Source organism: Thermogemmatispora onikobensis, assembly GCF_001748285.1.
GTDB lineage: Bacteria > Chloroflexota > Ktedonobacteria > Ktedonobacterales > Ktedonobacteraceae > Thermogemmatispora > Thermogemmatispora onikobensis.
This window is the reverse complement of record NZ_BDGT01000027.1, coordinates 1-22,855: the sequence shown is the minus strand read 5'-3', so window position 1 is coordinate 22,855 and position 22,855 is coordinate 1. Positions and strand designations below refer to the sequence as shown.

Genomic DNA, 22,855 nt, shown 5'->3' with positions numbered 1-22,855 from the left:
AGAAGATCTGGAGGCAGCTTGGCACAGGCGAAGAGGTGGCACTTGGAGAGAAAAAACAGCGTTTCGTGCTGGCGATCACGCCTTTGTCTGACGCTGCTTCATCTAGGGGCGCAGAGCGAGTGCAGTCAGCTCTTACCTGGCCTGCTCCTGGCTGAGGACACGACTGCACCCGCCTCGTCTCTGAAGGGAGGAGTCACCCGCGAGGCCAGGGAACCTTTTTGGCCCAGCCGCCGCCGCGGCTCCGGTAGTGCCACAGTACCAGGCCAGAGATGAGCAGCAAGAGCGCAACCACCTCTAGCACAATGGGCAGGCTTCCTGTGGGCAGAGCGGGCACCCATCCGGGCAAGGAGAAACCGCCTGGCTGTGGCGCTTGCTGGGGAGGGGTCCCGAAGGCCACGCCGTGCATCAGTCCTGGCTGGGGTGTGACCTGCAAATCATACGTGACCTGGGGCGCTGGTGCTACCAAACTGAGATAAGTAAGCCAGCTGCCTGGCCAGACCCAGCCCATATTGCGATCTCTCACCAGATCGTGATAAAGGGTCTCGCTTAGTGGCTCCTGGAGACGGATCTCCAGGCCCGGAGCGCCGGGCACCTGGCTGCCCACCGGTGATAGTCCCAAATGATAGGCCCAGTCGCTGGTATAGAGGGGCTGATCAGTCAGCAAGAACAGATCGGCATTCACGGTATCAGTGCCGATCGCCAGCACCTCCAGCGGTACCCAGAGCTGAGGTAAGCGCATTGTAATCAACAGCGGCGTGCCGTCTCCCTGCGTCAGGCCGCGCTGATGGGCCTGTGCCGAGTCAAACTGCACAGCCATAAAAAAAGGGCTGGCCTGACCGTAGACCAGCAGATGGGCCCGGGTTTCCTCGTCGAGCAGGAAGCCATGCTGGGTGGCCCAGTCGAGCACAGCCGCACCGCTCCCCTTGACCACCGTGATATTGAGGGCGCCAATCTGCACGTGCTGCACTACCTGAACGCTGGCTGTGTCGAACTGCACTGGCTGCCCTCCGCGTAGGAGCAGATGCCGCTGAACCTCCAGATTCAGACGCTGCAGCGTCCAGGCGCCCCCCTCCTGAATACGCAACGGAGCGGTTGGCAGCGGCACGATCCAACCGAGGCGGCTGGCGTCCCCCTGGTAGGTAAAACTCGTCAGGTAATACTCGATGCCCGCATGCCAGGCGACCAGAGTGGTGGCGCGTTGCAGGCGCACACTGCCGTTGGGGGCCACCAGTCCCCCGCAGGCCAGCACGGGCTCGGTCTGTAGAAACGTAAGGAGCAGCAAGAATAAAATCGCAAGCGGCCCCTTCCAGAGGCGGTACATGATCGACATCGGGGCACCTCCTTCGCAGATGAATTTCTCCATCCGAAGGACGAAGCCGTTGTCCTGAAAGTTCCGCTGCTCTTCGGGGCCGCTCGCTCTGCTCTTCCGAGAGACTCAGCTGCTTATCTGTGGGCAGCCTCGGCTCGACAGCAGTTATTTTCCACTGTGTCCCAGGATATAGATATTGATAAAGAAGTAGAGCGTCATCGCCACGCCGACCAGGGTCACAAAGAGGCGTACCCAGCGCTGATCAATTTTACGAGCGTAGTAGGCGCCGCCGTAGCCACCGATTACGGCTCCCACTACCATGAGCAGGGCCTGGGGCCAAAGGACCGCGCCGGCCAGGGCAAAGGTAATCACTGCAACCCCGTTGATCAGACCTGCCAGCAGAGTCTTGAGGCCATTCATCTCATGGATATTTTCCATGCCCATCATACCCAGGGTGGCCAGCATCAAGATGCCGATCCCGCCGCCGAAGTAACCTCCATAGGTAGCGATCAGCAGTTGGAAAAAGGAGACGCTGACCAACTTGAGAGGAGAAAGCTTCTCGGCACTCAAGGCCAGGGTCTCGCTCGTCAGGACCTCGGTAGAAAGCGTGGCCTCCTGAGCCACAGACGGGCCGGCAGTCGCCACTGGAGCGGCAGCGCTAGCCGCCGGGGAAGCCGCTACTGCGCGCCGCTTACGCAGGAGGGCTGTCAGCCGTGGACTGACGGCAAAGAGCACCGTGGCGATCAAGAGTAACGGTGGGATCAGCAGGGTAAAGGTCTGCTGAGGTGTGCGCAGCAAGAGCAGTGCACCCAGAACGCCGCCAATGAGGCTGGTGCCCCCCAACACTACCATCAGTGCCCGCGGTTGCCGGGCCAGCTCGCGCCGATAGGCACCAGCGCTGGCCACCACACCGGGCCAGAGCGCGACTGTGTTGGTGGCGTTGGCATTGATGGAAGGTACACCGGTAAAGATCAGTGCTGGAAAGCCGATGAAGCTGCCTCCACCAGCAACCGAATTCAGCATGCCGCCGAGCACTGCGGCCACGAAGAGCAGAATGGCCTGTGCAAGGGTCATAGACGTATTCCAACTTTCCTTTGTGAGAATGATCCTCCTGTAATCATAGCAGCAAAAAAAGCCGGAAAAGGAGAGGCTCTGCGTTCTTCGCACTCCCCACTCTCATGAGCGTTGGCTCACGGGTGCAGAAGAGCGCCAGGGGTCGGAGCCTCTGCCTGACCGGGATCGTGGAGGCGGCAGCAGGCAGGAGCCTAGTGGCTTAGCTCGCTCAACCTGGCCTGTTGTCTGCGTCGCTCCTCCTTGCCACGCACGAGCGAGGTCCCTACGCCGATGATAGCGATCAGAGCGCAGACCAGAAAGGCGCTCTGGAAGGCATGAGAGAAGGTCTGCTCAAGCGCGGCAGCCCTGGTGGCGGAAAGAACACCGTGGGTGCGTAACATGACAAGCTGCAGGCCGGCGTTGGCCCCGCCCAGGCTGGTAAAGACCGCGCCGGCCAGGGCTACGCTGATGCTCTGGCCCATCGTGCGGCCCGTAGCCAGGAAGCCAGAAGCGCTGCCCTGCTGCTCACGCGGGGCAGCGCCCATCAGCGCGCTGCTGTTGGGCGATTGGAAGATTGCCTGGCCCAGACCTGTGACCACCAGGCGCCAAATGATATCCCAGATAGAGCTGTGGGCATTGAGCTGGCCTAGCAAAATCAATCCCAGACATGAGATCGCCAGCCCAGTGGCCGCCAGCCAGCGCGAGCCAATGCGGTCTGCCAGACTTCCACTGAGCGGTGCTACACAGGCAAGCGTGATGGGGAGCGGCGTCAGTAAGAGGCCGGCCACCTCCGTCGGGAAGCCGTGCAGCTGCTCCAGATAGAACGGCATCAGGAAGCTAACCGCGAAGAGCGACATGAAGCAGAGAATCAGGCTGACGTTGGCCGAAAGGAAGACCCGTCGCCGTAACAGTGAAAAGTCGATGACTGGATAGGCCACGCGCTGCTCTATGAAGTAGAGCGCGGTCAGGGCCACCAGACCGACAAGCAAGCTACCCATAACAAAGGGCGAGAACCATCCCAGCTCCTGGCCGAAGGAAAGGGCCAGGGTAATGCCGGCCAGGCCCAGGCCCAGGGTCAATGCTCCCAGTGGATCGAAACGCCCCTGACGCTGGGCATGGCGCTCCTTCAGCAGGAACCAGGTGGCGAGGAGGCCAATGATGCCAACCGGAACGTTCACATAGAAGATCCAGCGCCAGGAGAGAGAGGTGGTAATCAGTCCACCTACGGTGGGGCCAACGCTGACGCCAAGGGCGACGTTAATGGCGTTGAGGCCCAAAGCTCGCCCCCGCTCCGTGGGAGGGAAGGCGCTGGTCAGCATGGCTGGCGAGATGGCCATCATCATGGCACCACCAATACCCTGGAAGCCACGAGCAATGACGAGAAAGAGCAGCGATGGCGCTGCCCCGCAAATGGCCGAGCCAAGGGTGAAGATGATGAGCCCCAGCAACCACACCGGCTTTTGCCCCACCATATCGGCCAGACGCCCTGCTGTCAGCAGCATAGAGGCCGTGGTGACCAGGTAAGCAATAGTGACCCACTCGACGGCTCCATTGAGCGGTACATGAAAATAATTCGCTATAGCAGGCAGACTGATATTGACAATCGAGCCGTCAAGAGTGGCCATGAAGACACCTATGGCCAGGATGGCGAAAACAAGCCATTTGTTGGTCTCAATAATCGCTGCTGACTGGCTCCCCTGCCGCTCGCCCGGCACGGCAGCACCCGGGAGGCTCGGCTCAGCTACCGGCAGGGCTACCGTCTCTCCCGTTCGCCGCTCTTGCTCGTTGCTATGGCCATTGCGCTCTACCCGCTCGCAAGACTGGCTCGTCTTCTCCTCTGGGAATAGGCGCAGTTCTGACAGTCGGGGATCGTGTTGCTGCATTATCCTTCCTGTTCCACTCACTCCCAATAGATACAGAAATTGAAGTCTATGTATCTATATTGAATAGAAGCACTGAAGTGCTATCAAAGCTGTGTACCGGCGGTAGTGTAGATTGTCCTGAAAGAAGAGGGTGCGTGGCAAGGCGCTCGCATCTACAGAAGAGATCTCTTGACCTGTTCCATAGATTATGGGGCGCTGTGGTAGCGAGACACTCTCTTCATACTCTCTTTACATAAAACAACTCTGAAAGAAGGGACATTCCTCATACCGACATATCGCCAAGTCGGAGAGCCAAAAACTGTCCTTTTGGACAGGTTGTTCTATCCTGGCGGCTTGCTGGTCCTGGCGGCTCGCCCCAGGCCCTGCTGATGGCTCGGCTTTCCTCGGCCAGGCGGACGTGCTATCATAAATCACGGTTCAGAGAGCTATGAAGGAATGTGCTCTTTGTTCCGTTCTGTTTAGCACTGTACAGGATCGCAGCGTGCTCCTCTGTTAAAGAGCTATAAATAGAGACAAAGGATTGATAGATGATGAAAGGCGATTCACTAGAATTCCAAGAGCGAAAGCAGACTCCAGAAGAATATCGAGGAGGGGGAGGAGAGGAGTTTTCCTTTCGGATCAGTGACTACGACTACGAGCTGCCGCCGGAACTGATCGCTCAGCAGCCAATCGAGCCGCGCGATGCCTCGCGCTTGCTGGTGGTCCATCGTGCTACAGGGACCTTAGAGCATCGCCACTTTCGCGATATCGGCGAGTATCTGCGGGCGGGCGACCTGCTGATCGCCAACCAGAGTCGCGTTATTCCCGCTAGACTGCTGGGCAAGCGAGAGGGCACCGGCGGGGCGGTCGAGGTGCTACTCCTGGCCCATCGGGCCGATCTGGGAACGGACATCTGGGAAGCGTTGGTTCGTCCTGGTCGGCGACTGCGCGAGGGTGCACGCATTCTCTTTGGCGAGGATCGGGAGGTGGGCCTGCCGCCGCGCCTTCAGGGCGAGATTCTTGGACGTACCGAAGCGGGTGGACGGTTCATTCGCTTTACGCTGCCGCCCGACTATCTGGCCGTCCATCAGCGGGCCCAGACCACGCCGCCGGCGGTCGCCGAGGTCATCGAGGAGATAGGGCGCATGCCCTTACCGCCCTACATTCGTGAGCCGCTGGCCAATCCTGAGCGCTATCAGACCGTCTACGCGCGGATCGCCGGGTCGGCGGCGGCCCCCACGGCTGGACTTCACTTCACACCGGAGCTGCTCGATCGTCTACGTGCCCAGGGGGTGCGTATTGGTTTCGTGACCCTCCACGTTGGCCTGGATACCTTCCGTCCAGTCGATGTCGAGGATGTGCGCGACCACAAGATGCATAGTGAGGAGATCGACATCGATGAGGCCACGGCTGAGCTGGTCAATGAGACGCGGCGGAGTGGTGGGCGTGTGGTCGCGGTGGGCACGACCTCGGTGCGCGTGTTGGAGAGTGTGGCCAGCCTCTTCAACGGTCAGGTCCAGCCCTATCATGGCCACACCGACCTCTATATTACCCCGGGCTATCGTTTCAAGGTGGTCGATGCCCTGATCACCAATTTCCACCTGCCGCGCTCGACGCTGATCCTCCTGGTCAGCGCCTTTGCGGGTAAGGCTCTGATCGAGAAAGCCTATCAGGAAGCTATTCGCCAGCGCTATCGCTTCTATAGCTTCGGCGACGCGATGTTGCTGCTCTAGGTGCGCGCGCTCCCTCTGGTCCGGCTCAGGCTTCCAGCAGAGCGCGAGCGTAATGCTCATAGAAGCTGGGGTTAGCCCAGCGCAGCGGAGAGAGCAGGGGCAGGGGGAGCCCACGGATGAGGGCCTCACGCAGGGCCTGGTGGGCCTCGGTCTCGCGCCCTGCTGCGGCCCAAAGGGCGGCCTGCCAGAACAGCCCTCCCCAGTGCTCCTCAGAACCGGGGGCGGCCAGGGCCCGGCTGATGACGGCCTGAGCTGTGGCCTGCTTTCCCCGTATCCAGGCGCTAACCGCCTGGCAGAGCAGGGCTACGTACTGCTCGGGCGCGGTGCGGGCCAGGGCTTCCAGGCGCTCAGCAATGCACTCCTGCGGACGCTCTTCGCAGAGGGTTACCCAGCAGGCCAGCCAGCCATGATCGATGTGCATCGGGTTGAGGGTGGTAGCTCGCTGGCAGTCCTGGCGCGCCCGGGCGAGGTCTTGCAAGTAGAGAGAGGCCAGGGCGCGGTAGTGGTAGGCACAGGCAAAGTTGGGGCGGGCTTGCAGCACGCTATTCAGATCGGCGATGGCCTGGCGTGGCTCCCGTAGCTGCAGATAGATGAAGGCCCGTTGAAAGGCAAGGGAAGGCTCGTGCGGACTGTACTCCAGGGCACGACAGTAGTCATGGAGGGCTGCGTGGAGTTCTTTGCGCCGTTGATAGAGAGCCGCCCGCTCCGGGTAGATATGCATGGCCAGGCCCGGATCGAGTTCCAGGGCCCGCGTATAGCTGCTCAGGGCTTGCTGATAGGCAGCCAGACGGGTACAAATGCGCCCACGCAGATAATGGGCCTCGGCCAGGGCAGGATGAAGACGCAGGGCCTTTTCACAGTCGCTCAGGGCCTGCCGGTATTGGCCAGCCTGATAGCAGGCTTCTCCTCGACGCAGATAGAGGATAGCCTCGGCCTCGTCGCCAGCAATGGCCAGGGCCCGGCTGTATAGCTCAATGGCTCGCTGAGGCTGGCCACGATGAAGGTACATGCTCCCCCGCCTCACCAGCGCGGCGGCCTCTCTTCGACTGCCTTGCTCCTCTGTCTCTGAACTCCTGGGGTAGAGCAGCAGACCAGGCCCCTCTCCCTGGAGGCAGGGGGCAATATGCAGAAAACGATAAATAAAGTGATAGACGGGAATGATGCTGGCAAACGTTGTAAAGATGCTTAAAGCGGTAAACACACTGGATGGATTCATGCGGGCCGCTCCCGGTCAACTTTGGCTCTCTGTTGTCTTTCATATATTATTGTAGGCAACAGCACAACAGAGGACAGGGGAGACGGACAGCGGTGGGCAGGCTTAACGCTCATGGAGAGGGTGAGCGGAAAGGCGCGAGGGCCTGCAAGACATCCTCCACCGAGAAGGGCTTTGGCATCAGGCCATCGGCCTGCAGGGAGGAGGCAGTAGCCAGGCGATCCATGGCCGACATCAGAATAATGCGGTGGCGGCGGCGCAGCTCCGGCTGGGCGGCCAGTTGGTGGCAAAGCGCGCTGCCATCCATCACGGGCATCATCAGGTCCAGAAAGACTACGTAGCACTCCTCGCCCTGCAACACCTGCAGGGCCTCCTGGCCGTTGCGAGCTGTTCGCAGGCGATAACCCTCGAATTCGAGAATATCGATCATCATCTCACGGATGAGCGGATCGTCATCGACGATCAGTACATTAAGCGGGCTCGTCATGGTCGCTAGCCGTCTCTTCCTCCTCCTGGTCGCGGACTTCGGGTGGTGGACTGGTGCGTGGCAGATAGAAACTGAAGATCGACCCCTCGCCGGGCACACTGCGCTCCAGCCAGAGCTTGCCGCCCATTGCCTCGATAAAGCGGCGACAGATATAGAGGCCCAGGCCGGAGCCGCGCACGGGCGTCGTCAACGTTCGCGAGGCCCGCACGAACTTCTCAAAGATCTTGTGCTGCTCCTCTGGGAGGATGCCCTCGCCCTGGTCACAGACGCTCACCACGGCCACTGGCAGGTCGGCCCCCTTCTCGATGAGAGCCTCATGGTCGACCTGCTCCTCGGGGAGCGGCACCTCGCCGAGCGTCATTTCGCGGACGCGGATCTCGATCTGGCTATCCGGCGGCGAATATTTAGCGGCATTATCGAGCAGGTTCGTCAGCACCTGGCGCAGCAGTTGCGGATCGCAGTAGAGCCAGATGTCCTCGGGCACGTTGACCTGGATCTCCTGCTCGATATTGATGTTCAGAATGCTGACCGCCATCTGGACGGCGGTGCGCAGCTCGACAGGGCTAGGATGGAGCTCCAGCTTGCGCCCCAGGGCGTCCATATTGGCGGCTTCGGTCATGTTGGCCACCAGGGCACTGAGCTGCTGGGCGGAGGCCGCAATCTTGCTGGCGAAGCGCAGAATCTGCTGCGAGGTGGCGCGCGCGCTCTGGCGCTTGAGCAAGGAGGCGTAGCCGCTGATAGCGCTCAGCGGCGTGCGCAGCTCATGGGAGGCGGTTACGATAAACTCATCTTTGAGCGTGTTCATGCGCTGCAGCTCGGCGTTAGCCTCCTGAATCTGCTCGAAGAGCTGGGCATTGCGGATGGCACTGGCGGCCTGACTAGAGAGGGCCAGCAGCATGCCAATCTCTTCGGGCTGGAAGACGCGATCCTGGTGCGGTGTGTGAAGGGAAAGCAGCCCCATCAGCTCGGTCTGGTACTGGACCGGGATCATGATCATGCGCTGAATCTGGGTCTCGCGCAGGAAGATGGCCCCTCCCTCACTGGCTGTTTGCGCCAGCTCCTCGGCCAGGGCGCCATCGAGATAGAAGAAGGCCCCTTCGCTGACCATGCGCTCTAAGAGAGACCCCTTGAAGGGCAGGCGAATCATCTCGATCAGCTCGCGCTCCTTCTCGCTATCGGCGTGCATGAAGGAAAGCGCTTCGTTGCTGGCGCCTTTGTGGCTGCGGGCATAGATGGCCTGAGCGATGAGCTCCTGCCCGTCAGGCGAGAGTTGGAAGAAGACGCCGATCTCCGCCTCAACCAGATTAGCGACGGCCCGCACGAAGTTGTCGAGCATCTCGCGTACATTGAGGACGAGGCTGATGGACTGTAGGGCGCTGTTCATGGCGGCCAGCGACTCCTCGCGCTGGCGAGCCTTACGCAGTAGGCGTCGCGAGCGCTCGTAGAGCCGGGCATTCTCGATCCCAACAGTGATGATCTGGACCATCGTCTCCAGTACCTGGATGTCCTCGTGTCGGTAGGCGTTGGGCCGTTGGCTGGCCAGGCTGACAGAGCCGATGACGCGGTTGAACATTTTCATCGGCAGCAGGAGAAACGACTCAGCCTGGCGCTGGTCGCCCCAGACGCCTTGCAGCAGCTCGTCGTATTCGTGCTGGCGCAGATGGGCCGGGCTGAGCAGCAGGGTGCGCTTCTCTTCCTGCGTGACGCGCCACCACTGCCGGCGGGTGCGCGGCTCGACTGACTCGGTCGGCAGACCCTCGACGGGCCGGCCATCACAGACGGCGTAGACATCGTAGATCATGCGCGTGTCGCGGTCGTAGAGAGTGACCAGCATGGCCGAGACGTCGACAATGCGCCGCGTGAACTGATAGACCTGTTCCAGCAGATAGGCGAGGTTGACGGTCGACGGAAAGATGGCGCTGAGCTGTTGCAGCGATTGCAGGTGCTCGCTGGTGCGACGCTGGATCTGGCGCAGGCGATGGTTTTCCAGATAGAGGGCCATCCGCTCGGTGAAGGTGTGAACCTCCTGGCGCTGCTTGAGGTCAAAACCAGGCGAGGGCACCAGCTTGTAGAGAACTACCACCCCCAGAACCTGCGGCTGAGGCCCCGCGCGTTGGCCGCTTTCTTCATGGGCCAGAAGCGGCTCCTGGATGGGGGCGGCAAAATACCAGTATGGTCTGACGTCGAGGCTGAGGGGCGTCTTGTGTTGCCCGTGAAAGGCGTAGACGTAACTTTCGTGCTCCATGATACAAGAGCGATTCTCTCGCCAGGTATAGCCGATCAGGTCCTGGCCTGGTGCATAGCGACCGCCGATCGGGAAGAGACTCCCTGGCAGCGGTGGCACATCTTCCAGCTCCTCCTGGGGCCCAGGCGTCCGCTTCAGGCGCCCCACCGCTGATGAAGACGGATCTTGCAGGTTGATAGTTGTTCGCCTGCCGACGCGATGAACACCCTCTGCACCGCTCTGGCCTGTGCTCAGGCTCAGACTGGGCTGGCCCCCTGCGCCGCCGTTGCGCAGGCGCACGTGGAGCCTGATGACCATCTGCCCTAGCAGAGCATCGTACAGCGCTAGGCACGCCCCCTGTGCCGCGAAATGCACCATCATCTGGTGAACCAGCTGCTTCAGGGTTGCTAGCGGATAAGCCTCGTTGCGTTCTGGCTCCGGCTCCCCCCAGATTGCTGTCGGCATGGGTCTATTCTCCTGTTTCCACTGCAGCAGCGCGCGGGCGGCAGGGAGGCGCAGTCTGACAAAGCTGCCCACGCGCTCGCCGCCGCAGATGGTGTCTGCTGTGCTCGCGCTCTTCCTGTCGCGAGACAGGATATCACAAGCTGTGTCTGTTGTCATCAGGCTGGGGCCTGTGGTAGGAGCCGGGTCGCGCTGAGCCGGATGAGCGAGCGGTACCGTGCCAGGCCAGGCCGGGCCGGGCCGGACCGCTCCGCGGCCAGCACGGCCTGCTCCTCTGCGGTCTTAGATGCTGCTCGCAACTGCCGCCTGATGACGTAGACTCCAGGCAGCCAGCACGAAGAGCAGCAGGGTGGTGCCGGCGATGACTGCCAGATCGGTCAACATCGTCGCGGCTGGCGTCTGGCTGGTCAGGGCGTTGTAGATACCCTCGGCCAGGTAGTAAACCGGAATGGCCTTGATGATCATCATGAAAGACTGGTTCTGAATAAACTGCCCTAATGGCCCGACGAAAAGCGCCGGCACGATGAAGAAGAAGACAAGGATACCCCCGACCGCTCCCGAGGCCGAGATGGTGTTAAAGAGACAGCCGACCAGCAGACCGATGGCGTTGGTCAAGCAGGCCCCAATCAGAAGGAAGAGCAGCAGCCAGAACAAGTTGCCGGTTAATCCCTGCATGATCAGGAAGACCAGCGCCAGCAGCAGTACCTGGTAAACCAGGCTGACCAGCAGCTTGCCGGCGATAATGTCGCCAAAAGAGACCGGCGAGGCCAGCAGCATCCGCAGAGTCTTCTTTTCTTTCTCCTCGATGATCAGACCAGGCACGATACCGGTGGCATTCATGATGCTCATGACAAGCACGTACATCACGAAGAAGGCTTTACTGTTTTCGGCGAAGGTGCTCGGCTGGGGCGGGTTAATGGTGCTGGTAACTATCGCCAGCGGCGGCTCGGGATTGACAACCTGGCGCCCGTAGTCGGCCAGGGCCTGGGCCAGCAGCGCGCGCTGGGTGGTGCCGATGCTGTCCCCGTTAATGAAGAGCTGTAGCTGCGGATGGCGGCCCGCACGCAGATCGCTCTCAAAGGAGGGGGGCACGATCAGGCCAAGGGCATAGGCTGACTGCTTGTGGGCGCCATCGGGGCCGAAGGCTGCCTCAACGTCGCTGGGGCTGGCCGCATGCGTGATTGTGGGTGTGGAGAAGGCGGCGCTGACAATCTGCTCGACCGGCGAATGGCCCGGGTTGTAGATGAGCAGGCGCGTCGGCGATCCGCCGATGAAGCTATTGATGAAGCTGAAGAGCACGGCCATGAAGATGGGCAGGAGCAGCCCGACGAGCGTGCCCTTGTTCTGGACGATATCGATGAGATCTTTGCGGGCAATGGCCAAAATGCTGCGCAGGTGCATGGTGATCACTCTCCTAAAGCAAATTTGTGCGTTTGGTGTACTTTGGCTACGCTGGTGAAAGGTGACGGACAGCAGTTTAAGATAGCGGCACGCCGGCGACGTGGAAGAAGACCTCTTCCAGGCTGGCCTCCTGCGTATGGAGAGAGCGAACCCGCCCCTCGCTGAGCCAGTGCATCAGTCGTTGCTGATCTCCGGCATCGTCTAGCTTCAGGGTGAGGTCGCGCAGGTGCTGGCTGTGGTCCTGCTGCTCCTCCAGAGTGACCTGCAGCAGGCGTTTGCCGTGCTGCAGCTTCAGATGCCGCGGAGTATCGTTGGCGACCAGACGCCCGTTGACAATGAAAGCCACACGCTGACAGAGTTGATCGGCCTCTTCCATCAGGTGGGTGGTCAGCAGGATGGTGGTGCCAGCTTCGCGCAGGCGCTGGATGACCTGGCGAATGGTATGGGCCGAGATGGGATCAAGACCACGGCCTGGCTCGTCCAGAAAGAGGACGGCTGGCTGATGAAGCAGGGCACGGGCGATGAGCAGGCGCTGCTTGAGGCCCTGAGAGAACTTTCCCACCGGCTCGCGCGCGCGGTCGCGCAGGTCTACGAGGGTGAGCACTTCGTCGATTCGCTTCTCCGGCAGGTTGTAGAGCCAGCAGGAGAAGCGCAGGTTGGCACGTGCGGAGAGCCGTTCGTAGAGGTTCTGCTCCTCAAAGACGACGCCGATACGCTGCTTGAGACGCTGGCGCTCCCGAACCACATCGCAGCCCGCCACGCGGGCCCAGCCGCTATCTGGGATGATCTGACCAGTGAGAAGACGGATGGTGGTGGTCTTGCCGGCTCCATTGGGGCCGAGCAGACCGAAGATTTCGCCGCGCCTGACGCTCAAGCTCAGGTCAGCGACGGCCTGGCGTTGGCCGAAGGTGCGTCGGAGCTGATGGGCTTCGATCATCAGTTCCGACTCTGACTGGTGCTCCATGACGATATTCCCTTTCTGTTCTTGAGCTTTCATGTTCATGGCTGAATTGCTGATTGTCTGGCCAGGTCACTCTCGCCTGGCGGTGGCTCTGTGCTGACTGTACCATCTGTGGCTGCGCGGCGCTATAAAAAACGGCTGGCTGGCGCTGTGGACAGGGTAAGAGGCTCTGTGGAGGAGATGAGTGGTCGCGGGTCGAGGCTGAATGGAGTAAATACGGGGGTGAATGGCGCAGCTCTTTCTGATGATCAGGGGCCGCCAGGCGAGAGAGATCTCCTCTTTCTGTCCAGACCAGCCATCCTGTATAATGATCTGCGGAAGGCGCCAGCGCTCGATTCAGGCCCAGTGGCCGCCGTGCAAGAGGAAGGAGCGTCATGCAGTTAGAGATCTGCCGGCTGGAAAAGACGTTTGAGGGGCGAACTGTGCTTTCGATTCCCCAGTTGCGGATACGCGAGAGAGAAATCGTGGCCCTGGTTGGTCCTTCGGGCTGTGGCAAAACTCTCTTGCTGCGCATGCTGGCCGGCCAGCTCAAGCCCAGTGGGGGGAGTATCACCCTGGATGGACATGATCTTGCGCGCGATCGGCAGGCGAGGGCCCGCGTCGCCTTGCTCTTTGCTGAGGACCTGCTCTATGAGCGTTTGAACCCGCGGCAGTTTCTGGCCTTCTTCTGCACACTGCATGGCATCCCTGGCCGGCGTATCGATGAGGTGCTGGCGGCGGTCGGATTAAGCGACCAGGCCCGGCAGCCGATCAATCGGCTCTCGCTCTCGGCCAAACGTCGTCTCTCCTTCGCTCAGCTGCAACTGCGGCAGCCTGCCCTGGCGCTGCTCGACGAGCCGGTCGAGCGCGTCGATTGGGATACGGCCCAGCTCTTTGCTCAGCTGATCCAGGATCTGGCCGCCCAGGGCAGCGCCGTGCTGCTCAGCGCCAAAGATCTCGCCTGGGCGGGCAAGTTTTGCACGCGCGTCGTCGAGCTGGATGCCGGGCGCATCAGCGGCGACTATAGCTATAGCTATGCGGCTCGTTCTGCTGAGGGCGAGAGCAAGGAAGGTGAGGAGGAAGGAGCAGCTGCGGCGCCCACGCGCTATGTTCCCTACAAGGTGACAGCGCGCCGCGAGGATCGCATCATGCTCTACGATCCCGCGGAGGTCCTCTATGCGACCAGCCGCGATGGTCGCACTATTCTGCGCACCGTCACCGGTGAAGAAGCAACGACTCATCTGACCCTGCAAGAGCTGGAGCAACGCCTGAGTGGACGAGGCTTCTTCAAGGCCCATCGGGCCTACCTGGTCAATCTGCAGCATATCAAGGCCGTCATCCAATTCACGCGCAACAGCTACACCCTGCAGCTCGACGATCCCCAGGAAACAATGATTCCTTTGAGCAAGCAGTCAGAAAAAGAGCTACAGAATCTGCTCGACTACTGATGGAGGTCCGGCAAGGCGGGCTGTTCCCGGCCTCGGGGGCACTGGTCTGGGCCTGGGGCCGGCTGGGTCTGTCAAGGGAAGGAGGCGATTCGACGCTGTCGGCAAAATCTGTTATAGTGGAAGCGTCAAGCGGGCAGGCCCACCAAGCCAAGCCTCGAACCTTGCCAAGGAGTCAACGATGACAGCAGAGCATGCTGCAGCAGCTCCTCTCAAACGCACACCGCTCTATGAGCAGCATCAGGCCCTTGGGGCGCGCATGGTCGAATTTGGAGGCTGGGAGATGCCGCTGCAATACAGCAGCATTCTCGAAGAACACCGGGCCGTGCGCACGCGGGCTGGCCTCTTCGACGTCAGCCACATGGGCGAATTCCAGGTCGAAGGTCCGGAGGCGCTGCCGTTTCTGCAATATTTGGTCCCTAATGATGTCGGGCGACTTGCCATCAACCAGGCGCTCTATACGACGCTCTGTCTGCCCACGGGAGGCGTCATTGACGATCTGCTCATCTATCGTCTGGAGGCCGAGCGCTACATGGTCGTGGTCAACGCAGCCAACATTACCAAAGACCTGGCCTGGTTTCAGGAGCAGGCCCAGCGCTTCGGCGCTGTCCAGATCATCGATCGCTCGCAAGAAACCGCCCTGCTGGCCCTGCAAGGACCGGAGGCCCAGGCCATACTCCAGCCCCTGGCAGCCGTGGACCTGGCAACGATTCGTTACTATCGCTGCCAGCCAGGCAGTGTGGCGGGGCTGGCCTGCCTGATCTCGCGCACCGGCTACACAGGCGAGGATGGCTTTGAACTCTACTGTGAGGCGGCTCAGGCCCCCTTGCTCTGGGAGCGCCTGCTCGCGGCAGGAAAAGAGCGCGGTCTCGTGCCCGCCGGGCTGGGCGCGCGAGATACGCTCCGCCTGGAGGCTGGCTATTGCCTCTATGGCCACGAGCTGACAGAGCAGACCAATCCTCTGGAAGCCGGCCTGGCCTGGACGGTAAAATTTGAAAAAGGTGACTTCATTGGCCGTGAGGCTCTGCTGCGGGTCCGCGAGCAAGGGCCAGGGCGCAAGCTCATGGGCCTGGAGATGGTGGAGCGACGGGTGCCCCGTGGCGGATATACTATCTATGATAGCGACACTGGCGGCGAAAGCGGGAGCAGCGGGGCAAACCAGCGCGCCATCGGTGTGGTCACCAGCGGCGCCCCCAGTCCAACGCTCAACAAGAGCATCGGCATGGGCTATGTCGAGGCAGCTCGCGCGATCCCCGAGCACCTCGTGCAGATCGAGATTGGCGATCGGCGCCTGGCCGCACGCCTCGTGACTCTGCCTTTTTACAAGCGCCGCAAGTAAAGAGCTGGGCGCGCAGGCAACACCGGTGCAGAGACGGACGGGGCGCGCAGAAGTCCTGGCCTGCGCTGCAAGCTGACCAGAAGCACAACGCTGATCAGAGCAGAAGGAGACAGAGGATATGGCGAGCCTGAACCATCCGGCTGACCTCAAGTATAGCAAAACCGATGAGTGGGTCCGCGTCCAGGGCGACCAGGCGACCATCGGCATCACGGACTATGCCCAGGACCAGCTCGGGGATGTCGTCTATGTCGAGATCCCTCTGACGCCCGGGCAGCAGCTCAGCCGCGATCAGAAGTTCGGCGACATCGAATCGGTAAAGGCTACCTCGGAACTGGTGGCCCCAGTCAGCGGCGAGGTCCTCCAGCTGAATGAGCAGCTCAAGGAGCACCCTGAGCTGGTCAATGAGCAGCCTTACGGGGATGGCTGGATGTTGGTGGTCAAGCTGACTAACCCTGCAGAACTGGACGATCTTATGACCGCTGAGCAGTACATTGCCTATCTCGAAGGGCGCTGACTGCCTGCCCGCTAAATTGACGACTGACTGACTGGCCGAAGCTTGCTTACTTGCTTACTCGCTCGCTGTGGCCCGCTCCGCCTATGCCGCTACCCTGCAGCTTCTCACTCGCCTGCTTGACTGCTACACAACAGCCCTATCTGCCAAATCAGCCACCGGAAGAGGCGAAGAGGGGCACGCAGCTACAGCGTCGCCCGCGCTGGCGGGCCACCTTTGCCACAACTGGTCAGATGTCTGGATGTCCTGAGCCTTGCCCTGAAGCCGCCCGCGGACGGGCGGCTTCGGCGGCGGGCCGCTGGGCGTCGAGCCTGACCGTCCCTGATTCCCAGTTCGCCGTTCGGGAGAGGAAGCTACGATGGGATACATACCGAACACGCCCCAGGAGCAGCAGGCCATGCTTGAGCGCCTGGGTTTGCAATCGATGGAAGACTTATTAGAGCCGGTACCTGAGGAGGTGCGCCTGCGCCGTCCCCTCAATCTGCCACCGGCTCTGGCCGAGCCGGATCTGAAGCGGCTCATGATGGGCATGGCTGCCAGGAACAAGAGCCTTGACCGAGTCATCTCCTTTCTGGGTGCCGGCACCTATGAGCGCGCCATTCCCAGCGTTGTACCGCATCTGCAGCGCCGCTCCGAGTTTGTCACCTCCTACACGCCCTATCAGCCGGAGGTCAGCCAGGGTATGCTGCAGGCCATCTACGAGTTTCAAACAATGGTCTGCCAGCTCACTGGTCTCGACATTGCCAACGCCTCGCTCTACGATGGTGCCACCGCCCTCGTCGAAGCTGTTTTCATGGCCCTCGGCCCTGGCGGCCAGGGCGAGGTCGTGGTCTCCACCGCTATCGATCCCCAATATCGGCGCGTCCTGCATACCTATGCGCGCGCGCGTGGCTTCAGCGTGCGCGAGGTTGCGACAGAGAACGGCGTCACCTCGTTGGCCGCTTTGGAGGCTGCTGTCGGACCGGAGACTGTGGCCGTTGCCATCCAGCAACCGAATTTCTTTGGCTGCATCGAGGATGTCAAAGCTATCGAGCCATTGGTCCATCGTCATAGCCGCACCGTCTTTATCAGCGTCACCAGTGAGCCTGCCGCTTTTGGTCTGCTGGCCTCACCGGCGGAGTACCAGGCTGATATCGCTGTCGGCGAGCTGATGAGTTTCGGCAATCCGATGAGCTTCGGCGGCCCGGCCCTCGGCTTCCTGGCTGCACGCGAGCGCTTTCTGCGCCTGATGCCCGGGCGTCTGGTCGGGCAGACCGTTGAGGAGGGCCCTGCCAGGCAGACCGGCTATGTGCTGACGCTCCAAGCGCGCGAGCAGCATATTCGCCGTGAGCGCGCGACCTCCAATATCTGTACCAATCAATCGCTGCTGGCCGTCGGGGCCACCATCTACATGGCGGCCCTGGGCAAGGAGGGCCTGCGCGAGCTGGCGGCTCTCTGCCTGCACAAGGCTCACTACGCCCAACGCCAGATCGACGCCCTGCCCGGCTTCGCGACTGCCTTCAGCGCTCCCTTCTTTGATGAATTCGTGATCCGTCTCCCGATCTCGGCCAGTCGCTTGCAGGAGCACCTCTTGCAGTACGATATCATCGGCGGCTATGACCTGGGCCGTGACTACCCCGATCTGGCCAATCATATGCTCTTCTGTGTGACCGAGATGCGCACTCGCGACGATATCGACCGCCTGGTGGCGGCCCTTAAGGAGGTAGCGGCATGAGCGTGGAACCGCTGATTTTTGAGCAAGGCGCTCCTGGACGACGCGCCGCGACCTTGCCGACGCTCGATGTGCCCGCCGAGCCGGTGGAGCGTCTGGTACCGCCGCATCTGCTGCGCCAGGAACCGGCCCCGCTGCCCGAGGTCAGCGAGATCGAGATCGTGCGTCACTATACCCATTTGTCGCAGCGTAACTTTGGCGTCGACACCGGCTTTTATCCGCTCGGCTCCTGCACGATGAAGTACAATCCCAAGCTGAATGAGGACATGGCCGCCCTGTCCGGCTTTGCCTTGCTCCATCCTTTGCAACCCGAAAGCACCGTGCAGGGAGCGATCCAGCTAGAGTACGAGCTGGAGCAATATCTGGCCGAGATTGCCGGCATGGCCCGCGTGACGCTGCAGCCCTCGGCAGGAGCGCATGGTGAGCTGACCGGCCTGATGCTCATCAAAGCCTATCACGAGCACCGTGGCGAGGGCCACCGCAATCTGGTGCTCATTCCCGACAACGCCCACGGAACCAACCCGGCCAGTGCCACCCTAGCTGGCTACCGCGCCGTCGAGATTAAGACCGATCCGGCCACTGGCGGCCTCGATATGGATCGCCTGCGCTCGCTGCTCGCCAGTCAGGGGAAGCAGGTGGCGGCCATCATGCTGACCAATCCCAATACCCTCGGTGTCTTTGACCGTAACGCTGTCGAGATCGCGCGCCTGGTGCATGAGGCCGGGGGGCAGCTCTACTACGACGGGGCCAACGCCAATGCCGTGCTGGGCATCACGCGCCCGGGCGATATGGGCTTTGATGTCGTGCATTTCAATTTACACAAGACCTGCAGCACGCCGCATGGTGGCGGCGGTCCGGGCGCTGGCCCCATCGGCGTCAAAGAGCACCTTGTTCCCTTCTTGCCCGGTCCGCTGCCGGCCAAAGACGAGCAAGGCAACTACTACTGGGCTGATCCAGGGCCACTCTCGATCGGCAAAGTGCGCGCCAACACTGGCAATTTCGGGGTCCTTGTGCGAGCCTATGCCTATATCCGCACCTATGGGCCAGATGGCCTGCTGCGCGTGGCCCAGAGCGCCATTCTCAACGCTAACTATCTGCGCCACGAACTGGCGTCGGACTATGAAATCGCCTTCCCCCAGGTGCGGCTCTGCCAGCACGAGTTTGTCGCCACGGCTCAGCGCCAGAAGCAAGAGAGCGGCGTTACGGCCAACGACATTGCCAAACGTCTGCTTGACTTTGGCATGTATGCCCCGACTGTCTACTTCCCGCTCATTGTCCACGAGGCGATGATGATTGAGCCGACCGAGACCGAGACGCGGGAGACGCTCGACTACTTTATCAAGGTCATGCGTCAGATAGCTCAGGAGGCGCGCACCAATCCTGAGATTGTCAAGACGGCGCCGCATACCACGCCAGTCGGGCGGCTTGATCAGGCGCTGGCGGCGCGCCGCCCCAACCTGCGCTGGAAGCCTGGACAGGAAGCGACTCACGGACTCGGGCAGCTCTAACGTTGCCGCTGTCGCGAACAAGCGAAGCGGTCGCGCGGGCAGAGTGGTGGTCTTCCCCATCCATCGTACCGGCCATCTCTGTCTGCGCGACTTTTCTGTCTCTCTGTCTGTCTATCTCGGAGCGTATCGAGAGCGCATAGATGGGGAGAGGCTGGAGCGTGGTGGCTGATCTGCACGTGGTACAATAGAAGGAAGGCCAGGTCACCCATTGCCCGGGGCAGACAAGCGTACATTGCGCAGTGTGAAAGGGAAGCATGCTCTATCGATCCATTCGCGAGCTGGCGGATGACATCCGCTCTGGAATGACAACCCCTGGAGAACTCGTCAGCGAGGCCCTGGAGCGCATCGAGGCCCTCGACGGTGAGCTCCATGCTTTTATCAGCGTGATGCGCGACGCGGCCCTGCAGGCTGCCGACGAGGCCGAGAGCGAGCAGCGGCGCGGCTTCTTCCGTGGTCCCCTTCATGGTATTCCCATTGCCGTCAAAGACCTCATTGCCGTACGGGGGGAGCCCCTGACCGCGGGTTCGCGAGTGCTGGCTGACTATGTAGCGCCCGAAGATGCGAGTGTTGTGGAGCATCTGCGACGGCACGGGGCGATCATCATCGGCAAGACCAATACCCACGAATTCGGTCTTGGCGTCTTTACGCCACCGACGCGCAATCCCTGGAAGCGTGACCATGTCCCTGGTGGCTCAAGCGGTGGCTCGGCGGTCGCGGTTGCTGCTGGTATGTGCTCCGGGGCTATCGGCACGGATACTGGTGGCTCAATTCGCATTCCGGCTGCCTGCTGTGGGGTCACCGGTCTCAAACCGACCTATGGGCGCGTGAGTTGTCATGGAGTCATACCGCTCTCACGTTCGCTGGATCACGTTGGGCCACTGGCACGCAGCGCCGAGGACTGCGCTTTCCTCTTCGATGCCATTGCTGGCTATGACCCACGTGATCCCGAGAGTGTCTCGGGTCCTCCCTCGCGCTCTTCAGCGCTGCTCATCGAGGGACCAGAGGGGCGGGGACCGCTCTCGCTGCAGGGCTTACGGCTGGGCCTGCCGCCCGAGGACTTCGTGGCACCGCTCGATCCCGAGGTGCGTGCAGCCTGGCGCGCGGCTGTTCTCATCTTCCAGGAAGCTGGGGCCCAGATCAGCGAGGTGCTGCTCAGCCGGCCCTCGCTAGCGACCTTCCGTACTATTCAGCTGCCCGAGGCCGCCTTTGTCCATCGTGAGCGCGGCTGGCTCAGCGAGCGCGCGGCCTTCTATGGTTCCCTCACTCTGCGTCGTCTGCAAGAGGGGGAGCGCATCAGCGCCATCGACTATCTCCGGGCCCAACAGGAGCGGCGCGTCTTCTCCACACAGCTGCGCTCGGTGCTGCAGCGAGTTGATGCGCTTGTGCTGCCTGCCCAGCCCATGCCGGCCATTCCCATCGCTCAGATCGACCAGGAGATTACCATTGAGGGTCAGCGCGAGGAGGCCACCACGGCCTCGCTGCGCCTCACGTTGCCTTTCAACCTGGCTGGTCTTCCCGCGGTGGCTTTTCCCTGTGGCTTCAGCCAGACTGGCCTCCCGCTCAGCCTTCAGGTAGTGGGCAATGCCTTCGACGAAGCGACTGTCTTAAGAATTGCCCATGCCTACCAGCAGCTGACCGATTGGCATCGGCGAGACATTCCCTGACTGGCGACAGCAGACAGCAGCCAGAGAGGAAGGGAAGGGAAGGAAAGGAAAGGAAAGGAGGGCCTTATGGAAGCTGGTCCGAGGCGTGACCCTGATCCTGATCCGGCCCACCGGAACGGTCCAGGCCAGCATCAGGACCAGCTAGAGGCGCAGCAACAGGCCCTGGTTGAGCATCTGAAAGAGCGTGGCTTCCTGCGCACAGCTCGCATCGAGGCGGCCTTTCGAGCTGTGCCCCGGCACCTCTTCCTGCCAGGGGTTCCTTCCGAAGAAGTGTATCGCGACCAGGTCATCCCTCTCAAGATTGTCGACGGAGTCTGCATCAGCTCCTCTTCGCAGCCAGCCATCATGGCCATCATGCTGGAGCAGCTTGGTCTAGAGCCAGGTCAGCGAGTCCTGGAGATCGGAGCTGCCAGCGGCTACAATGCCGCCCTCATGGCTCACATCCTGGGTGAGAGCGGCACTATTGTGACCATCGATATCGATGAAGACCTGGTAGAGGGGGCACGTGCCCATCTGGAAGCCGCCGGCTACCGCCAGGTGCATGTCATCTGTGGGGATGGAGCCCAGGGCTATCCACCCGCGGCCCCCTATGACCGCATTATTCTCACTGTGGCTGCGGGCGATATAGCCACGCCCTGGTATGAACAGTTGAAGCCTGACGGGAGGCTACTGCTCCCGTTGGTCCTCCGTGATGCTCAATTCTCGGTTGCTCTAGAGCGGCGCGATGACCATCTTGAGAGCGTCTCTGTACGCTTCTGTGCTTTCATGATGCTACGCGGCCCCTTCGCAGAGGCGGGGGGCATCTTCGCCCTCGGGCCGCGAACCGAGGCCAGTCCTGCGCTCCAGCTGCGCTTGAATAACTACCAGCCGGTGGATGTCACCGCCCTCTACCGAGATCTCGCCGGTCCCTGGTACGACTTGCCCAGCGGCGTGCTTGCCAGCCTGCACGAAGTCCATTACGGTTTTAACTCCTGGCTCTCCCAGCAGGAGCCGACAGCCTGCAGCCTTGTAGCTCAGCGCGAGCACCCAGCGCTGACCGAGCTACCCTGGCTCTTCAAGGTCGCTGGCCTGGAGGCCCGTGCTACCATAGGAATTGTGGCTGACAATCATGTGGCCCTGCTCGCCCTGCCTCCGGGCTGGAGGGTGCCGGCCAGTGGTGCGAGTCAAAGTGGCCAGGTCGCCTGTGAAATCATGGTGCGCTGCTTTGGCGGGGCCGAATACCTGGCTCGGCGTCTGCTGTCTCTCCTTCGCTCCTGGGATACGGCGGGGCGCCCCGCCAGTTGGCTTCTCATGCCTGGCGATGATCGCTTGCGCCTGCGGGTCTATCCCCTGCACGTTCCCTGTCCCGAGAAGCCAACCCCCGAGCGCCTCATCTTTACCCGGCGCTGGTCTCGTCTGGTGATTGAACGCCAGGCTTGATGGTCTCAAACTTCCTCTGCAGCGTCAACATCTTGCGCTGCCAGGCCAGGGTATCTCGGCTAGCGGCCAGAAGTTCCCACGGACTGGTCTGCCAGTCATCGATGACTTTGGCGGGAGCCCAGGCAGGCAGCGGCATCTCCAGCCGCCTTGCCAGACTCTGGACATAGCGCTCGTAGAGCTGTCGCAACTCGGCCAGGCGCTGCTCCCGCTCTGGTGAAACCTCCAGTCCTAGCGCCTCCAGTGCCGCCAGTAAACGAGCGCGCTCCTCTCCTGTCAGACGATTCATGCTTGCGGGTCGCGGCTTCACATCGAAGACCTGGGCCAGATCGACCGCGGCATGGCGCGCGATGGCAAAGGTGAACCAGGCAGTCTGTGCTGGCAAATCATCCAGATAGACGATGATCAACGCGCAGGCATCGAGCAGGGTGGTCAGGGCGGCTAGCCATGACTGGCGTTCGTGCTGTGAGCGATAATAGATGAGCACCGGATAGGAGAGATGGCTCTCCAGCAGCTCGGCGGCCCAGCGCTCCCACTCGCGTAGCAGGCGCACCAGCTCTGGAAACTGCTCTCCCTG

Annotated in this window: 16 protein-coding genes and 1 pseudogene; 8 read left to right on the top strand and 9 right to left on the bottom strand. The window is 61.6% G+C overall.

What is annotated here, in order from left to right; all coding sequences use genetic code 11:
* Positions 1 to 193: 193 nt before the first annotated feature.
* The 3 genes from BGC09_RS12860 to BGC09_RS12850 form a co-directional block, all read right to left on the bottom strand.
* Entirely contained in the window at positions 194 to 1,330 is a 1,137-nt protein-coding gene (locus tag BGC09_RS12860) for a DUF2330 domain-containing protein (protein WP_069804396.1), read from the bottom strand.
* A 144-nt stretch (positions 1,331 to 1,474) separates the two neighbouring features.
* Positions 1,475 to 2,383 carry a sulfite exporter TauE/SafE family protein gene (locus BGC09_RS12855; protein ID WP_069804395.1) on the bottom strand — a complete coding sequence of 303 codons (909 nt, stop codon included), beginning with the start codon at positions 2,381 to 2,383 and terminating at the stop codon, positions 1,475 to 1,477.
* Between the two features lie 191 nt (positions 2,384 to 2,574).
* Positions 2,575 to 4,245 carry an MFS transporter gene (locus BGC09_RS12850; RefSeq protein WP_084658669.1) on the bottom strand — a complete coding sequence of 557 codons (1,671 nt, stop codon included), beginning with the start codon at positions 4,243 to 4,245 and terminating at the stop codon, positions 2,575 to 2,577.
* A 527-nt stretch (positions 4,246 to 4,772) separates the two neighbouring features.
* Here BGC09_RS12850 and queA point away from each other — a divergent pair.
* The gene (gene queA / locus BGC09_RS12845; RefSeq protein WP_245688588.1) at positions 4,773 to 5,957 is read left to right on the top strand and encodes a tRNA preQ1(34) S-adenosylmethionine ribosyltransferase-isomerase QueA; all 1,185 of its coding nucleotides are present in this window, start codon (positions 4,773 to 4,775) and stop codon (positions 5,955 to 5,957) included.
* A 25-nt stretch (positions 5,958 to 5,982) separates the two neighbouring features.
* Here queA and BGC09_RS12840 read toward each other — a convergent pair whose 3' ends face one another.
* From BGC09_RS12840 to BGC09_RS12820, 5 genes are all read right to left on the bottom strand, one after another.
* Positions 5,983 to 7,173 carry a tetratricopeptide repeat protein gene (locus tag BGC09_RS12840; protein ID WP_069804394.1) on the bottom strand — a complete coding sequence of 397 codons (1,191 nt, stop codon included), beginning with the start codon at positions 7,171 to 7,173 and terminating at the stop codon, positions 5,983 to 5,985.
* A 109-nt stretch (positions 7,174 to 7,282) separates the two neighbouring features.
* Positions 7,283 to 7,657 (bottom strand): response regulator, encoded by a 375-nt coding sequence (locus tag BGC09_RS12835; RefSeq protein WP_069804393.1) that lies wholly within the window; start codon positions 7,655 to 7,657, stop codon positions 7,283 to 7,285.
* Entirely contained in the window at positions 7,641 to 10,346 is a 2,706-nt protein-coding gene (locus tag BGC09_RS12830; protein ID WP_069804392.1) for a sensor histidine kinase, read from the bottom strand. Before BGC09_RS12830 ends, BGC09_RS12835 begins: the two co-directional genes overlap by 17 nt.
* Before the next feature lie 279 nt (positions 10,347 to 10,625).
* The gene (locus BGC09_RS12825) at positions 10,626 to 11,744 is read right to left on the bottom strand and encodes an ABC transporter permease (RefSeq protein WP_069804391.1); all 1,119 of its coding nucleotides are present in this window, start codon (positions 11,742 to 11,744) and stop codon (positions 10,626 to 10,628) included.
* 76 nt (positions 11,745 to 11,820) lie between these two features.
* The gene (locus tag BGC09_RS12820; RefSeq protein WP_069804430.1) at positions 11,821 to 12,708 is read right to left on the bottom strand and encodes an ABC transporter ATP-binding protein; all 888 of its coding nucleotides are present in this window, start codon (positions 12,706 to 12,708) and stop codon (positions 11,821 to 11,823) included.
* A gap of 371 nt (positions 12,709 to 13,079) precedes the next feature.
* On the opposite strand from BGC09_RS12820, the gene BGC09_RS12815 reads away from it, so the two are divergent.
* The 7 genes from BGC09_RS12815 to BGC09_RS12785 all read left to right on the top strand — a co-directional run bounded on the left by BGC09_RS12815 (position 13,080) and on the right by BGC09_RS12785 (position 22,281).
* The gene (locus BGC09_RS12815) at positions 13,080 to 14,132 is read left to right on the top strand and encodes an ATP-binding cassette domain-containing protein (RefSeq protein WP_069804390.1); all 1,053 of its coding nucleotides are present in this window, start codon (positions 13,080 to 13,082) and stop codon (positions 14,130 to 14,132) included.
* Positions 14,133 to 14,310: 178 nt separating this feature from the next.
* Positions 14,311 to 15,468: a glycine cleavage system aminomethyltransferase GcvT gene (gcvT, locus tag BGC09_RS12810; RefSeq protein WP_069804389.1), complete on the top strand. Its 1,158-nt coding sequence runs from the start codon at positions 14,311 to 14,313 to the stop codon at positions 15,466 to 15,468.
* Positions 15,469 to 15,595: 127 nt separating this feature from the next.
* Positions 15,596 to 15,982 carry a glycine cleavage system protein GcvH gene (gene gcvH, locus BGC09_RS12805; protein WP_069804429.1) on the top strand — a complete coding sequence of 129 codons (387 nt, stop codon included), beginning with the start codon at positions 15,596 to 15,598 and terminating at the stop codon, positions 15,980 to 15,982.
* A gap of 355 nt (positions 15,983 to 16,337) precedes the next feature.
* Positions 16,338 to 17,693 (top strand): aminomethyl-transferring glycine dehydrogenase subunit GcvPA, encoded by a 1,356-nt coding sequence (gene gcvPA, locus BGC09_RS12800; RefSeq protein ID WP_069804388.1) that lies wholly within the window; start codon positions 16,338 to 16,340, stop codon positions 17,691 to 17,693.
* Entirely contained in the window at positions 17,690 to 19,198 is a 1,509-nt protein-coding gene (gene gcvPB / locus BGC09_RS12795; RefSeq protein WP_069804387.1) for an aminomethyl-transferring glycine dehydrogenase subunit GcvPB, read from the top strand. The genes gcvPA and gcvPB overlap by 4 nt, the downstream gene beginning before the upstream one ends.
* 254 nt (positions 19,199 to 19,452) lie before the next feature.
* Positions 19,453 to 20,862: an Asp-tRNA(Asn)/Glu-tRNA(Gln) amidotransferase GatCAB subunit A gene (locus BGC09_RS12790; protein WP_069804386.1), complete on the top strand. Its 1,410-nt coding sequence runs from the start codon at positions 19,453 to 19,455 to the stop codon at positions 20,860 to 20,862.
* Positions 20,863 to 20,928: 66 nt separating this feature from the next.
* Positions 20,929 to 22,281 (top strand): methyltransferase domain-containing protein, encoded by a 1,353-nt coding sequence (locus tag BGC09_RS12785; RefSeq protein ID WP_069804385.1) that lies wholly within the window; start codon positions 20,929 to 20,931, stop codon positions 22,279 to 22,281.
* On the opposite strand, the pseudogene BGC09_RS22910 reads toward BGC09_RS12785, so the two are convergent.
* A pseudogene (locus BGC09_RS22910) lies at positions 22,238 to 22,855 on the bottom strand (hypothetical protein); the annotation flags it as partial. The gene BGC09_RS12785 and the pseudogene BGC09_RS22910 sit on opposite strands and share 44 nt — an antisense overlap.